This is a genomic window from Amphritea atlantica, from assembly GCF_900111095.1.
Taxonomy (GTDB): Bacteria; Pseudomonadota; Gammaproteobacteria; order Pseudomonadales; family Balneatricaceae; genus Amphritea; species Amphritea atlantica.
Window position 1 is genome coordinate 146,018 of sequence record NZ_FOGB01000006.1, and the last position, 15,061, is coordinate 161,078.

Sequence of the window (15,061 nt, forward strand, 5' to 3'; positions counted from 1 at the left end):
GCGATGTCATGCAGGAGCAGCTTGCGCAAATTTTCACACAGCTGGGATTAACCGGCTATGCTGAGGCCTGGGTTTTGCAGGTGTTTGTCGTGGTTTTCCTCACCATGTTGGCAAATTTCATCTCCAATCGCCTGTTTCGGCGGTTAGAAGCTCAGCTGCAAAAAACCCGTAATATCTGGGATGACATTTTACTCTATGCCGCGCGTCGTCCCATTGCGCTGTTAATCTGGGTGTTGGGCCTGAGCCTGGCATTTGAGCTGGCAGATCCCGGTGCTGATTCCGTATTGGTCGGGCTGGTCGATCCGCTGCGCAGAGTGATGGTGATAGTGATGATCGCCTGGTTCCTGATCCGCTTTATCAGTCAGGCAGAAGGGGTGTTGGTGTCGGATGATAAAGTAAAGAATCCGATGGATGAGACCACCGTGAGCGCGCTGGGTAAACTATTGCGGCTGTCGATTATTATTACTGCGGTTTTAGTGGTGCTACAGAGCTTCGGTTACAGCATTTCTGGTGTATTGGCGTTCGGTGGTATCGGTGGTATTGCGGTGGGTTTTGCTGCCAAGGATCTGCTGGCAAATTTCTTTGGCGGCCTGATGATCTATCTCGACCGGCCCTTCAAAGTGGGTGATTGGGTGCGTTCGCCAGATAAAGAGATCGAAGGTACGGTGGAAGATATCGGCTGGCGGCTGACCTGTATCCGTACCTTTGATAAACGGCCGCTGTATGTGCCTAATGGCACCTTTGCAAGTATCTCGCTGGAGAACCCTTCACGCATGACTAACCGCCGTATCTATGAAAAGATCGGTCTGCGTTATGAGGATTCAGCTCGCATAGAGGGGGTGATTAATGATGTCAGGGAGATGCTGATTAATCATCCGGAGATCGATGATAGTCAGACTCTGATTGTTAATCTCAATAGTTTTGCCCCCTATTCGCTGGAGTTTTTTATCTATACCTTTACCAAAACGACCAATTGGGTGCACTTTCATCAGGTTAAGCAGGATGTGATGGGGCAGATTATTCGCATCGTGCATGAGCACGACGCAGACTTTGCGTTTCCAACACAAACCATTCATCTGGAGAATGAAGAGCCTCAGCCTGATCCGGTTTAATCATTGTGACAGAGGCACCTCTGGTGTCTCTTTTTTTGCCCGGCAGGGTGATGGAGAAAGATAAGTGGCTTTAGAACAGAGTGAGTTAGACCGGGTTGCAGGATTGGATGCGGAGCAGCGCTTCGACTATATGATCCACCGCGTAGTTGAAACCGGAGAGGTCTGGATTCTCACAGACGCCCACGGCAGCGTGATGCTGAATACTGATGATGAGGATTGTGTGCCGGTTTGGCCGGATCTGGAATATGCTGAGCAGTGGGCAACCGGCGAGTGGTCTGATTGTGAGGCGATGCCCATTACCCTTAAGCAGTGGAACCATCGCTGGACACCGGGTCTGGAAGAGGATGGTTTTGCTGTGGTGGTGTTTCCGCTCCCGGGTAGCGGAGGGGAAGAGGACGGTCTGGTGGTCTGGCCTGAAGAGCTTGATATGATGCTGACCCGGGAAGTAAAACGGTCGCGCAAACGATAATCTGATTCAGTCAGCCGGAGTATCGTTTCCGGCTGTTGTGATGTAAAAACGGAGCGAACGCTCCGTTTTTTTATTTAACTGGCGATATCTTCACCAGCATGCCGAACAGGGGGTGGTCAATATAGTGCAGCTCATTGCTGCGCATCCGTCGGGCGCTCTCCATCTCCACCGTGAGAAAGTCTGGGATAGTGGTTTGTGTCAGGTAACGATTGCCATTGGCGCTGGTGCCTTCAGGCTGATCTGTCGGCGTTTCAGTCATAGACGCATCACTCAGCGGTGTCTCATCTGCCGGGGTTGGGCCGGCAGAGGGTTTTAGCAGCATCTGACTTTCTGTTGGGCTGAGTCTGCGGCTATGAAACAGGTCGCTACGAAAATGCAGATAGCGACCTTTATCAATAGAGATATAGCCATCCAGCTCATACAGGCCGTTGTCGAGTATCTCTCCGCCGTTGATTCTGACTACGTGCCGGTTCTTGACTTCGCCGACCGGTTGAATCCAGGCTTCATGGAAGAGCACCCGGTAGAGTGAGCTGCGTCTCAGGCTGGCCTGTTTGCCACTCAGTGACAGTGACGATTTTGGCAGACGGGTGAAATAGCCGATCTTCTGCCCCTGCTGATTGTATTCCAGCGCGCGGCTGCGACGTGGCGGAATGGTGTCGATAAGAGGCCAGATCTCATCACCGAGAGTATCCGAAGACTGATGGCTGAAAATCAGCAGCTCGACCTTATAATCAGAGGTGTCGGCCTGGACTGCGTTGCTGTTAAACAGGATCAGGGTCAGAACCAGTAGGATCCCTGAAGTAAGCTTGGTCATTATGAATTCCCGGTCAATTGCTGGAGTAGCTGTTCTACAGCTTGAAAACGCTGCTCTATTTTATCCATCTTCAGGGTGAACTTCAGCTGACTGGCGCCGCCAAACTGAAATTTTTGTGGTTGTTGTTGCACCAGTTGCACCAGTTTAAAGGGATCAACCACAGTATCGGCGTCAAAATCGATTCGTCCTCCACTTTCGCCGGCATCAATTTTGGTGATGCCGAGCTGTTCACACTGCAGTTTCAGTAGTGTCTGACGGAACAGGTTTTTGGTCTGCTCAGGTAGTATGCCGAAGCGGTCGATCATTTCGATCTGCAGCTCTTTGAGCTCGGTTTCACTTTTGCCATTGGCTATCCGTTTATACATGATCAGACGGTTGTGAACGTCCGGCAGGTATTCATCCGGGATGAGTGCCGGAACACGCAGGTTGATCTCTATGCCCTGTTTCAGAGGTGCATCCAGGTTAGGTGTTTTCCCTTCGCGGATCGCTTCTACCGCCTGCTCCAGCATCTCCAGATAAAGAGAGAAGCCAACGTTCTGAATCTGACCACTCTGGCCTTCACCCAGTAGTTCACCAGTGCCGCGAATCTCCATATCATGAGTCGCGAGGGTGAAGCCTGCGCCAAGTTCATCGGCGCTGGTAATCGCTTCCAGTCGCTTAACGGCATCGCTGGTCATCGCTTTAGGGTGGGGTGTCATCAGGTAGGCGTAGGCCTGATGGTGTGAGCGGCCAACCCGGCCCCGTAGCTGGTGAAGCTGTGCCAGACCAAACTTATCAGCCCGATCAATAATGATGGTGTTGGCGTTGGGTACATCGATGCCGGTTTCGATGATGGTGGTGCAGACCAATACATTAAAGCGTTTGTGATAGAAATCAGACATCACCTGTTCAAGCTCACGTTCGCGCATCTGGCCATGGCCGATGCCCACCCGTGCTTCGGGCACCAGTTCATGTATCTCGGCAGCGGTCTGTTCAATGTCCTTAACTTCATTATGCAGGTAGTACACCTGTCCGCCACGTAGCAGTTCCCGCAGAATAGCTTCTTTTTTCAGCGCTTTATCTGCCTGTCGCACAAATGTTTTCACCGACAGTCGCCGGGCTGGCGGGGTTGCGATAATCGACAGATCGCGGATGCCTGACATTGCCATATTGAGGGTGCGGGGTATCGGCGTTGCTGTCAGGGTGAGAATATCAACCTCCGAGCGGAGGGATTTGAGACGCTCTTTCTGTTGTACCCCAAAGCGATGCTCCTCATCGATAATCAGCAGACCCAGATCGCTGAAGCGGATATCACCCTGGAGCAGTTTATGGGTGCCGATAACGATATCTGTTTTGCCCTCTGTCAGGGATTTGAGTACCGCATTGCTCTCTTTGCCGGAACGAAACCGGGAGATCAGTTCAACATTAACCGGCCAGTCAGCAAAGCGGTCGCGAAAGTTTTCGTAATGCTGCTGTGCCAGCAGGGTGGTTGGTACCAGAATGGCGACCTGCTTATTGCTCTGAACCGCCATAAATGCGGCTCGCATCGCCACTTCGGTTTTGCCGAAACCTACATCACCACACACCAGCCGGTCCATCGGTTGTTCCGATTGCATGTCTTTGATGACTGCCTGGATGGCGTTGGCCTGATCGACGGTCTCTTCGAAGGGAAATGCGGCGCTGAAGCTGGCGTAATGCTCGTCCGGTGAATCAAACTGATGGCCTCGCCGGGCGGCGCGGCGGGCATAAATATCGAGGAGCTCCGCGGCGGTATCACGGACTTTCTCGGCAGCCTTACGGCGCGCTTTGCTCCACTGCTCAGTGCCGAGGCGATGCAGAGGCGCCAGTTCATCGCCCGCCCCGGAATAACGGCTGATCAGGTGTAGCGAGGTGACCGGGACGTAAAGGTTAGCCTCGTTGGCGTATTCAAGTTTGAGGAACTCTGAGGTTTGTGAGTCCAGTTCCAGGGTTACCAGGCCGCGATACCGGCCGACGCCGTGATCGATATGCACCACCGGTGCGCCGATATTCAGTTCGGTCAGATTTTTAATGATCTGATCAGACTGCTCCTGTTCCCGGGAGCGACGCCGACGCTGAAAAACCTGATGACCAAACAACTGGGTTTCGGTGATCAGATGAAAGCGGTCCGGCGCACTGAGTCCCTGCTCCAAAGGGAAGATGCAGATGTTGACCGGGTAGCCATCGTCTAGAAACTGTTGCAGGTTATCTACCGGGTGAGGTTTGATCCTGATACGCCCGAGCAGCTCTATCAGCGCCTCGCGGCGGCCTGCGGATTCGGCACAAAACAGTACCCGGTCGCGGGTCTCTGAGAGAAAGCTCTCAACGGCAGCTAACGGGCGGGCTGACTGCGCATTGATGGTCAGTTCAGGTGGCTCCGTCAGGGGCAGATTGTAGCGGCCAGACTCTGGCCGGGCCTGGGTCTTACCCTGTTGCAGCTGAATGCGCTGCATCTTTTTCAGTGTACCAAACAGCTCGTTGGCCGGAATAAACAGTCTGTCCGGTGGCAGAATAGGGCGTTCGATATCATAGCGGCGCTCTTCATAGCGCTCCTGGACTTCCTGCCAGAACTGGTTGCAGTGATCTTCCAGGTCGGTTTCGGTGACAATCAGTACGTTATCGGGTAGATAGTCGAACAGGGTCGCGCTGGTATCAAAGAATAGCGGCTGATAGTACTCAATTCCGGGAGGACTGATGCCATCATTAACATCCTGATAAACGGAGCAGCGCTTATAATCGACATCGAAGGTTTCCCGCCAGCGCTGTTTGAAGTTGCGGATCGAGAGTTCGTCGAAAGGGAACTCTTTAGCAGGCAATACACGGATCTTATCGACCTTGTCGATTGAGCGCTGACTTTCAGGGTCGAAGCTGCGCAGGGTATCCACTTCATCATCAAATAGCTCGATGCGATAGGGGGTATTGCTGCCCATTGGAAAGATGTCGATGATGGCGCCGCGAATGGCAAATTCACCGTGTTCATAAACGGTTTCAGTGAGGTGGTATCCCGCATCTGAGAGTTTGCGACGCATCTCATCCAGATTGAGGGACTGACCCTGATCAAGAATAAGCGAATTACCATCCAGAAAACGTTGTGGTGCGACTCTCTGCATCAGCGTGCTGGCCGGGATAATCAGTACGCCGCGCTGCATCTGTGGCAGTCGGTAGAGGGTATTCAGACGCTCTGAGATGATATCCTGATGCGGAGAAAAATTATCGTAAGGCAGGGTTTCCCAGTCGGAAAACAGCATGCATTCGATTCTGTTGTTGCCATAAAAGCCGATTTCAGACTGAAGCCGGGAGGCGCCGTCACTGTCGTTGGTAATACAGAGAATCAGCCCGGGATGCTGCTCGGCAATCTCGGTAGCCAGCATGCCACGGCTGCTGCCGGAGAGATTGCCGATCCGCCGGATATCACCGGCTGTTCGGGGTAACTGATATTCTTGTTTAAACACTGACAACAAACTCCATGAGCTGATACGGGCCTCTGTTCAACGCGCGACAGGGGATATGGGCGCTTATCTTACGGAGCGTGAGACAAAAGTACAGTCTCTGATGCGACTGTCCTAAGGTGTGGCATTTCTGTCTTATTCTGTCATCAGGGTTACATTAATCTGAAATATAGCCCTAAAGTGTAGTGTTTCAGATTTGCTCACAGGGAGGGAAAAGGTGATAATGCGCCCAGCAAAAATTGACTGCTATATTGACTACTACCTTTTTGGAGTGAGCCGTGAGCCAAGATAAAGTGTTAGCTGACTGGAAAGGTCGCGAAGCATTAGCTGAAGAGATGATCCCTTTAGTTGGTCGTCTGTACCGTGACAAGAACGTTGAGACCTCTGTGTATGGTCGTCTTATCATCAAGCGTTCAGTTGTTGATGTGATAAAAGCACACCGCTATGTGCGTCAGGTTGAGGATAAGGAGTTGTCTGTTTGTGACACCCATCCTGTTCTGACTGCTCTGGATAAGATTGATGTTAAGAGTGCGCATGTTGATGTGGGCAAACTGGCAGTCAAATTCCAGCAGGAAGGCAATGGCGCATCGATGGAAGAGTTTCTGGCGGCTGAGCTGGCACCTGCTATTGGTGGTGCAGCCTCAGAGCCAACCGATGTTGTGTTGTATGGTTTTGGCCGTATTGGTCGTTTGTTGGCGCGTCTGCTGATTGAACGTACTGGTGGTGGGCAATCTCTGCGTCTGCGGGCGATTGTTGTGCGCAAAGGCAAAGCATCTAATGATCTTGAAAAGCGTGCCAGCCTGCTGCGTCGCGATTCTGTTCATGGTTCATTCCGCGGCACTATCCAGGTGGATGAGGAAAATCAGGCGATTATCGCAAACGGTAACCTGATCAAAGTGATCTACTCTGATGGTCCTGATCAGGTTGACTACACCCAATACGGTATCAACAATGCACTGGTGCTGGATAATACCGGTATCTGGCGTGATGAAGCAGGTCTCTCACTGCATCTTAAATCTAAAGGTGTTGCCAAGGTTGCACTGACTGCACCGGGTAAAGGGATTAAAAATATCGTTATGGGTGTAAACCACGGCGATATCGACGATAGCGATACTATCCTGTCGGCCGCATCCTGCACCACAAACGCTATCTCCCCTGTGCTGAAAGCGATCGATGCAAAGTTTGGCGTTACCAATGGTCACGTAGAGACCGTTCACGCGTACACCAACGATCAGAACCTGATTGATAACTATCATAAGGGTGATCGTCGTGGTCGTGCTGCGGGTCTGAACATGGTTATCACTGAGACGGGTGCCGCCAAAGCGGTTTCCAAAGCGCTGCCTCAGCTGGAAGGTAAGCTGACCGGTAATGCGATCCGTGTGCCTACGCCTAACGTATCGATGGCGATTCTGAATCTGAACCTTGATAAAGGCACTACCAAGGAAGAGCTGAACAGCTATCTGCGTGATATGGCGCTGCACTCTCCGTTACAGAAGCAGATCGACTACAGCAACTCTCCAGAAGCGGTTTCTTCCGATTTTGTTGGTTCGCGTGCAGCCGGTGTGGTTGATGCGCTGGCTACGATTGCAGAAGGCAATCGCTGTGTCCTGTACGTGTGGTATGACAATGAGTTTGGTTACAGTTGTCAGGTGATTCGTATGGCTCAGCGTATGGCTAAATGTACCCTGCCTGCATTCCCTAAAGCTAAGGTCTGATAAGACTTTAGACTAACTAAAAGCCGCCCTAACAGGCGGTTTTTTATTGGGTTTTTCTTTATATTCATTAAAAGTATATTCTTATACCTTAAAGTTCTATCAATGCTTTGCGATTAATGACCTAAAAGTCACCTTTAGTGGTCGCTCTTGTAGAAAAATTACCTCCCGATCTTTATACTTAACCGGTTTTTGGGTTGGGGTTATCCCATCCTTTGTAGGGTTTTTGCTTTGGTTTGTAACATCCGGGGACAATGTTGCAGAGTCGGAGGCATTGCGCTCTGCGGGAGGGGATCCTGAAAAAATTATAATAGAGATTGGGTGAGGCGGATGATCAAGATCAAACAGGGTCTGGATCTACCTATAACAGGCGCACCTGAACAGACTGTTTCGGCAGCTGTTGAGGTTAAGTCTGTCGCCGTGATCGGCTTCGATTATCCAGGCATGAAGCCTACGATGCGGGTCAAGGTGGGAGATCGGGTAAAACTCGGTCAAGTGATCTTTTCCGATAAGAAAACGGAAGGTGTTGATTTTACAGCACCAGCTGCGGGTGTGATCAAAGAGATCAACCGTGGTGATAGACGGGTTCTGCAATCGGTTGTTGTTGAAGTAGATGGCAACGAAGCGGAACAATTTTCGAAATATGAAGTATCTCAGTTGTCTTCACTGACTGCTGAGCAGGTTCAGGATAATCTGGTTAAGTCCGGTGCCTGGACTGCACTACGTACACGTCCATTTAGCAAGGTTCCGCAGCCGGGCACACAGCCTGCGTCGATCTTTGTTACTGCGATTGATACAAATCCTCTGGCTGCAAATCCGGAAGTGGTTATCGCTGAGCAGGCGGAAGCTTTTGCTAATGGTCTGACAGTGTTAACTCGTCTGACCGAAGGTAAAGTGTTTCTCTGTAAAGCTGAGGGAGCAAATATTCCTGCCGCTGAAGGTGTTACGGTCGAAGAGTTTGCCGGTAAACACCCAGCGGGTAATGCGGGTACGCATATTCACTTCCTTGATCCGGTGTCTGCGACAAAAACTGTCTGGACCATCGGCTATCAGGATGTTATTGCATTCGGTAAATTATTCACGACCGGTGAACTGTTTACTGATCGGGTAGTCGCTGTAGCGGGTCCTCAGGTGAAGCAGCCAGCACTGCTGCGCACCCGTTTGGGGGCGAATCTGGATGAGCTGCTGGCGGGCCGTACTGAAGGTGAAAATAACCGGGTGATCAGCGGCTCTGTATGGAATGGTCGTAAGGCTGCAGGTCCTATGGGCTACCTTGGCCGATACGCTTCCCAGGTGACTGTTCTGGAAGAGGGTGATCAGCGTGAATTGCTGGGCTGGATCGTACCGGGTGCGAACAAATTCTCTGTACTGAATATGTTCCTGTCCAAACTGAGCCCGTCTAAGAAGTTTGACTTCACTACGACCACCAACGGTTCAGAACGGGCCATGGTGCCGGTGGGGCAGTTCGAAGAGCTGATGCCGCTGGATATTCTTCCGACGCAGCTGTTGCGTGCCCTGGTCACCGGGGATGTCGTTCATGCGATGGCACTTGGGTGTCTCGAGCTTGACGAAGAAGACCTCGCGCTGTGCACATTTGCCTGTCCGGGCAAGTATGAGTATGGCCAAATTCTTCGCGACAATCTGACGCGTATAGAGAAAGAGGCCTGATCATGAGCTTAAGAAATATTCTTGATAAGATGGAGCCGCATTTCCATAAAGGCGGCAAGTATGAAAACTGGTATGCGCTTTATGAAGCTGCGGATACTATTTTCTACACTCCGGGTCATGTGACTAAGACTGCAGCTCATGTACGTGACGCTGTCGATCTGAAGCGGATTATGATTCTGGTTTGGATGTGTACTTTTCCGGCGGTTTTCTTCGGTATGTACAACGTTGGCCATCAGGCAAATACTGCGATGGCGGCACTGGGTATTACTGATCCGACTACCTGGCAGGGGGCTATTGCAGGTGCCCTGACCAGCTTCAACCCTGATAGTCTGTGGGATAATATCATCCACGGTGCAGCCTACTGGTTGCCTATCTACATGGTTACCTTTGTCGTGGGTGGCTTCTGGGAAGTGTTGTTCGCAATGAAGCGTGGACATGAAGTCAACGAAGGTTTCTTCGTGACCTCTATTCTGTTCTCGCTGATTCTGCCGCCAACGATTCCGTTATGGCAGGTTGCTCTGGGCATCAGCTTTGGTGTTGTGATTGGTAAAGAGGTTTTCGGTGGTACCGGTAAAAACTTCCTTAACCCTGCACTCACCGCCCGTGCGTTCCTGTTCTTTGCCTATCCTGCGCAGATGACAGGTGATGCGATCTGGACCGCTGTCGATGGTTTCTCCGGTGCGACCCCTCTGGGTCTGGCTGCTGCGGGTGGTGTTGACGCGATCCTGGCGCAGAATATCACCTGGTTCGATGCCTTTATCGGTAATATCCAGGGTTCTGTGGGTGAGGTTTCAACCTTTGCTATTGCGCTGGGCGGCCTGGTGATGCTGATTGCCAAAGTTGCTGCATGGCGGATTGTCGCTGGTGTTTTTCTGGGTATGACCGCGATGGCAACTCTGCTGAATCTCATCGGTTCTGACACCAATCCTATGTTTGCACTGCCGTTCTACTGGCATATGGTGCTGGGTGGTTTCGCATTTGGTATGTTCTTTATGGCAACCGATCCGATCTCTGCATCTATGACCAATAAAGGTAAGTGGTACTTCGGAGCACTGATCGGGGTGATGGTTATACTTATCCGTGTGGTTAACCCAGCATTCCCTGAGGGTATGATGCTGGCGATCCTGTTCGGTAACCTGTTTGCACCACTGATCGATAACTTTGTCGTGCAGGCAAACATCAAGCGGAGGGCGATGCGCAATGTCAGCGAGTAAAGATTCTATCGGTAGAACAATTACCGTAGCTGTTTTGCTGTGTGTGGTCTGCTCTGTGGTTGTATCTGCAGCAGCGGTGTTACTCAAGCCGAAACAGATTGCCAATAAAAACCTTGACCGTCAGACCAACATCCTGGCTGCGGCGGGTATTCCTACTGCCGGCAAGGATGTTCAGGCGGTTTTTGATCAGTTGATCGAAAAGCGCTTTGTAGATCTGAGCAGCGGTAAGTTTACTGAGGTCAGTGATCCGGCCCGTTATGATGCCCGTAAGGCGGCAAAAGAAGCGGATACCGGTGTTAAGCTGAGTCGTCAGGAAGATATCGCCTCTATCAAATATCAGGCAAAAGTGATGCCTGTTTATCTGGTGAAAAGTGATTCACCAAAAGGGTTTGATAAAGTGATCCTGCCGGTACACGGGTATGGTCTCTGGTCAACGCTGTATGGATTTCTGGCACTTGAGTCAGATCTGAATACCGTGGTGGGTCTGGGCTTCTATTCTCACGCTGAAACACCAGGCCTGGGTGGCGAAGTTGATAACCCTAACTGGAAAGCGCTGTGGCCTGGTAAACAGGTTTATCCAGAGGGTTCCATGAAGCCTGAGCTGGGGCTGATTAAAGGTAGTGTTGATCCGGCTTCGCCTAAAGCGAAATTCCAGGTTGATGGTTTATCAGGTGCTACACTGACCAGCCGTGGTGTCACAAATCTGGTTCACTTCTGGATGGGTGAAAATGGTTATGCACCATTCTTGTCTAATCTGAAAGCAGGGGGGGCGTAAATTATGTCTCAAGTTAAAGATGTCCTGTTAGGACCGATTTTTAACAATAACCCGATTGGTCTGCAGATTCTGGGTATCTGTTCCGCGCTGGCGGTAACATCAAACCTGGGGACTGCATTTGTAATGGCCTTGGCGGTAACCGTTGTTACTGCATTTTCCAACCTGTTTATCTCGATTATCCGTAATCAGATGCCGAGTAGTATCCGGATCATCTGTCAGATGGCGATTATCGCCTCGCTGGTAATCGTGGTAGATCAGATTCTGAAAGCGTACGCGTATGAAATATCGAAGCAGCTGTCAGTATTTGTTGGTCTGATCATTACTAACTGTATCGTTATGGGACGTGCTGAAGCGTTCGCAATGAAGAACCCTCCGATGATCTCCTTCCTGGATGGTATCGGTAACGGTCTGGGTTACGGTGTGGTACTGCTGTTTGTCGGTACTATCCGTGAGCTGTTTGGTGCCGGTAAGCTGTTTGGTATCGAAATCCTGCCACTGGTCACCGATGGCGGCTGGTATCAGGCTAACGGTCTGCTGCTGCTTCCACCGAGCGCGTTCTTTATCATTGGCATGTTTATCTGGCTGATTCGTACCTTTAAGAAAGATCAGGTCGAAGCACCGGAGTTTGAGCTGGCCAAGAACTCTCAGAAGGAGGCTGTGTAATGGAACAGTATATCAGCCTAGCCGTTAAGGCGGTCTTTGTTGAAAATATGGCGCTGGCCTTCTTCCTCGGGATGTGTACATTCCTGGCGATCTCTAAGAAGGTGCAGACGGCTATCGGTCTGGGTATTGCGGTTATCGTGGTTCTGGCGATCACCACCCCGATCAACAACCTGATCTTCAATCTGTTGCTGCGTGAAGGAGCACTGGCCTGGGCCGGTTATCCTGATGTTGATCTCAGCTTCCTGGGGTATATCTCCTATATCGGTGTAATCGCTGCGATTGTACAGATTCTGGAGATGTTCCTGGATAAGTATGTACCGGCACTGTACAACGCGTTGGGTGTATTCCTGCCGCTGATTACCGTGAACTGTGCCATCATGGGTGCTGCTCTGTTCATGGTTGAGCGTGACTACACCTTTGGTGAGTCCGTTGTTTATGGTACCGGTGCGGGTGTTGGCTGGGCGCTGGCGATTGCCACCCTGGCAGGTATCCGTGAAAAACTTAAATACAGCGACGTACCGGAAGGTTTGCGTGGCCTGGGCATCACCTTCATCACTGTGGGTCTGATGTCTCTGGGTTTCATGTCTTTCTCCGGCGTGCAGCTGTAATTGCTGTCGCATGATCAACTAAAGAAGGATTAAGCTAATGAATGCAGAAATCGTTCTCGGCGTTGTCATGTTTACCGCGGTGGTGCTTGCACTGGTCGCGGTAATTCTGGCAGCCCGTTCAAAACTGGTTAGCAGTGGTGATGTCACCATCACCATTAATGATGATCCGGACAAGAGCGTTACTGTTCCTGCCGGTGATAAGCTGCTTCAAACTCTGTCTAACGCCGGTATCTTTGTGCCTTCCGCCTGTGGCGGCGGTGGTACCTGTGCGCAGTGTAAGTGTCAGGTGCTTGATGGAGGCGGTTCTATGCTGCCGACTGAGGAGTCTCACTTTACCATGCGTGAAGCGAAAGAGGGCTGGCGCCTGTCCTGTCAGGTGGCTGTGAAGCAGGATATGAATATCGAGCTCGAAGAGGAGATCTTTGGTGTTAAGAAGTGGGAGTGTACGGTTGAATCTAACCCTAACGTTGCCACTTTCATCAAAGAGCTGACCCTGCGTCTGCCGGGAGGTGAGAACGTGGACTTCCGGGCCGGTGGTTATGTTCAGCTGGAGTGTCCTCCTCACGAAGTGCACTACAAAGACTTCGATATCGAAGAGGAATATCGTGGGGACTGGGATAAGTTTGATCAATGGCGTTATGTATCGAAAGTGGATGAAACCACGATCCGTGCATACTCCATGGCAAACTATCCGGAAGAGCGCGGTGTTGTTAAATTCAATATCCGTATCGCGTCTCCACCTCCGGGTACCGATGTGCCTCCGGGTAAGATGTCTTCCTACGTATTCAGCCTCAAACCGGGCGATAAGATTACCGTGTACGGACCGTTTGGTGAGTTTTTTGCCAAGGATACCGATAACGAGATGGTCTTTATCGGCGGTGGCGCGGGTATGGCACCCATGCGGTCTCATATCTTCGATCAGCTGAAGCGTCTGAACTCTAAGCGTAAGATCTCCTTCTGGTATGGTGCCCGCTCACTGCGTGAGTGCTTCTACAATGAGGAGTACGATAAGCTTCAGGAGGAAAATGACAACTTCAAGTGGCATCTGGCCCTGTCAGATCCTCAGCCTGAAGATAACTGGGATGGTATGACTGGTTTCATCCATAATGTGTTGTACGAAAACTATCTGAAGGACCATGAGGCTCCGGAAGATTGCGAGTACTACATGTGTGGACCTCCCATGATGAATGCTGCAGTTATTCAGATGCTGGTTGATCTGGGTGTTGAGCGTGAAAATATCTTCCTCGACGACTTTGGTGGCTGATCATTGATGTCTGAAATAACCAGACAAGTCATTAAACGGCCGGCAGCTCTGCTGCTGGCCGCTTTGTTTTTCATGTTTGCACTCCTTAGTGGGTGTAGCAAACAACCTCAGATTGTCAGCCATCAGGGGCCGACAATGGGTACCAGCTTCACTGTGAAGTGGGTATCGTCCGATGCTGATATTGATGCAAAACTGCCGGCACAGATTGATCAGTTGCTGGTGCAGGTCAATAACAGTATGTCTACCTATCAGAAGGACTCAGAGCTGAGTCGCATCAACCGGATGCCGGCAGGTGAGGTTGCGACACTATCTGAAGGTCTGACTCAGGTATTAAAAAAAGCTTTAGAGATTAGCGATTCTTCTGGCGGTGCATTTGATGTTACGGTCGGTCCACTTGTTAATCTGTGGGGCTTTGGCCCGGATGGCCGGGTTATCCACGCGCCGGAGGAACAGGAGATTGCTCAGCTGCGTCAGCGGGTAGGCTATCACTATCTCAGGCTTACCGGGAATCAGTTAAATCGTGAGCGTAAAGTCTATATCGATCTTTCAGCAATCGCTAAGGGGTACGGTGTGGATAAAGTAGCCGAACTGCTGGAAAGTAATGGTATTACCGCGTATCTGGTTGAGATCGGTGGTGAACTCAGAGCCAGGGGACTAAAGCCGGACAACAGCCACTGGAAGATCGCCATTGAAGCGCCGGTTTCCGGTGAGCGTAAGGTTCAGCGTATAATTGAAGTGAAAGATGTGGGGATCGCCACATCAGGCGATTACCGTAATTATTTTGAGGAAAACGGTATCCGTTTTTCCCATACAATAGATCCATCTACTGGCAAGCCGATCAGTCATAAGCTGGCGTCCGTTACTGTACTGGCCAGTGACTGTGCGACAGCAGATGCGTTGGCGACGGCGATGATGGTGCTTGGGCCCGAGCGGGCTGAAACCTATGCTGAGCAGCAGGGGGTTGAAGCGCTATTGATTATAAAGTCCGCTGACGGCTTTATTGAAAAGATGACACCGGGATTTAAACACTATCTGGTGGAGTGAGGAAAGTTCTATGAGTACTATGATTTTGTCATTTATCGTTCTGGGTCTGGTGATAGCAGGTATGTCCATCGGCGTTATCATGGGACGTAAACCGATTGCAGGCTCCTGTGGTGGTCTGGCCGCTGTGGGTATCGACGAAGAGTGCCCCATCTGTGGTGGTGATCAGAACAAGTGTGAAGATGAGCAGGACAAGCAGAGTCGTAAAGAGGCTGTTGCCGAACTGGCCTATGAGGCGAAGTCTGGCCACTGAGTAGAATTGAATCTGCTGACTG

13 protein-coding genes are annotated in these 15,061 nt (G+C 51.0%); 11 read left to right on the forward strand and 2 right to left on the reverse strand.

Features of this window, described 5'->3' with window-relative positions; all coding sequences use genetic code 11:
• Positions 1–8 precede the first annotated feature (8 nt).
• Both BMY09_RS11785 and BMY09_RS11790 read left to right on the forward strand, forming a co-directional pair.
• A complete protein-coding gene (locus BMY09_RS11785; protein ID WP_091358302.1) occupies positions 9–1,112 on the forward strand; it encodes a mechanosensitive ion channel family protein in 1,104 nt (367 codons plus the stop codon).
• Positions 1,113–1,176: 64 nt separating this feature from the next.
• Positions 1,177–1,581 carry a DUF2750 domain-containing protein gene (locus tag BMY09_RS11790; protein ID WP_091358305.1) on the forward strand — a complete coding sequence of 135 codons (405 nt, stop codon included), beginning with the start codon at positions 1,177–1,179 and terminating at the stop codon, positions 1,579–1,581.
• Positions 1,582–1,651: 70 nt separating this feature from the next.
• Here the strand turns inward: BMY09_RS11790 and BMY09_RS11795 are convergent, their stop codons facing one another.
• On the reverse strand, positions 1,652–2,395 hold the full coding sequence (locus BMY09_RS11795) for a CsiV family protein (RefSeq protein WP_091358308.1): 744 nt from the start codon (positions 2,393–2,395) through the stop codon (positions 1,652–1,654).
• Positions 2,395–5,844 (reverse strand): transcription-repair coupling factor, encoded by a 3,450-nt coding sequence (gene mfd, locus BMY09_RS11800; RefSeq protein ID WP_091358310.1) that lies wholly within the window; start codon positions 5,842–5,844, stop codon positions 2,395–2,397. Before mfd ends, BMY09_RS11795 begins: the two co-directional genes overlap by 1 nt.
• Before the next feature lie 275 nt (positions 5,845–6,119).
• Here mfd and BMY09_RS11805 point away from each other — a divergent pair, with 275 nt between their 5' ends.
• The 9 genes from BMY09_RS11805 to nqrM all read left to right on the forward strand — a co-directional run bounded on the left by BMY09_RS11805 (position 6,120) and on the right by nqrM (position 15,039).
• Entirely contained in the window at positions 6,120–7,556 is a 1,437-nt protein-coding gene (locus BMY09_RS11805) for a glyceraldehyde-3-phosphate dehydrogenase (protein WP_091358313.1), read from the forward strand.
• Between the two features lie 327 nt (positions 7,557–7,883).
• On the forward strand, positions 7,884–9,221 hold the full coding sequence (locus BMY09_RS11810) for a Na(+)-translocating NADH-quinone reductase subunit A (protein WP_091358315.1): 1,338 nt from the start codon (positions 7,884–7,886) through the stop codon (positions 9,219–9,221).
• A gap of 2 nt (positions 9,222–9,223) precedes the next feature.
• The gene (locus BMY09_RS11815) at positions 9,224–10,435 is read left to right on the forward strand and encodes an NADH:ubiquinone reductase (Na(+)-transporting) subunit B (protein ID WP_091358317.1); all 1,212 of its coding nucleotides are present in this window, start codon (positions 9,224–9,226) and stop codon (positions 10,433–10,435) included.
• Positions 10,422–11,210, forward strand: a complete 789-nt coding sequence (locus tag BMY09_RS11820; RefSeq protein WP_091358320.1) for a Na(+)-translocating NADH-quinone reductase subunit C — start codon at positions 10,422–10,424, stop codon at positions 11,208–11,210. Before BMY09_RS11815 ends, BMY09_RS11820 begins: the two co-directional genes overlap by 14 nt.
• 3 nt (positions 11,211–11,213) lie before the next feature.
• Complete coding sequence (locus BMY09_RS11825) at positions 11,214–11,873, forward strand: NADH:ubiquinone reductase (Na(+)-transporting) subunit D (RefSeq protein ID WP_091358323.1); 660 nt, start codon at positions 11,214–11,216, stop codon at positions 11,871–11,873.
• Positions 11,873–12,481: an NADH:ubiquinone reductase (Na(+)-transporting) subunit E gene (gene nqrE / locus BMY09_RS11830; RefSeq protein WP_091358326.1), complete on the forward strand. Its 609-nt coding sequence runs from the start codon at positions 11,873–11,875 to the stop codon at positions 12,479–12,481. The genes BMY09_RS11825 and nqrE overlap by 1 nt, the downstream gene beginning before the upstream one ends.
• Before the next feature lie 37 nt (positions 12,482–12,518).
• Positions 12,519–13,745 (forward strand): NADH:ubiquinone reductase (Na(+)-transporting) subunit F, encoded by a 1,227-nt coding sequence (gene nqrF / locus BMY09_RS11835; protein WP_091358328.1) that lies wholly within the window; start codon positions 12,519–12,521, stop codon positions 13,743–13,745.
• A gap of 135 nt (positions 13,746–13,880) precedes the next feature.
• Positions 13,881–14,789: an FAD:protein FMN transferase gene (locus BMY09_RS11840; RefSeq protein ID WP_245756569.1), complete on the forward strand. Its 909-nt coding sequence runs from the start codon at positions 13,881–13,883 to the stop codon at positions 14,787–14,789.
• Positions 14,790–14,799: 10 nt separating this feature from the next.
• A complete protein-coding gene (gene nqrM, locus BMY09_RS11845; RefSeq protein ID WP_091358333.1) occupies positions 14,800–15,039 on the forward strand; it encodes a (Na+)-NQR maturation NqrM in 240 nt (79 codons plus the stop codon).
• Positions 15,040–15,061 lie beyond the last annotated feature (22 nt).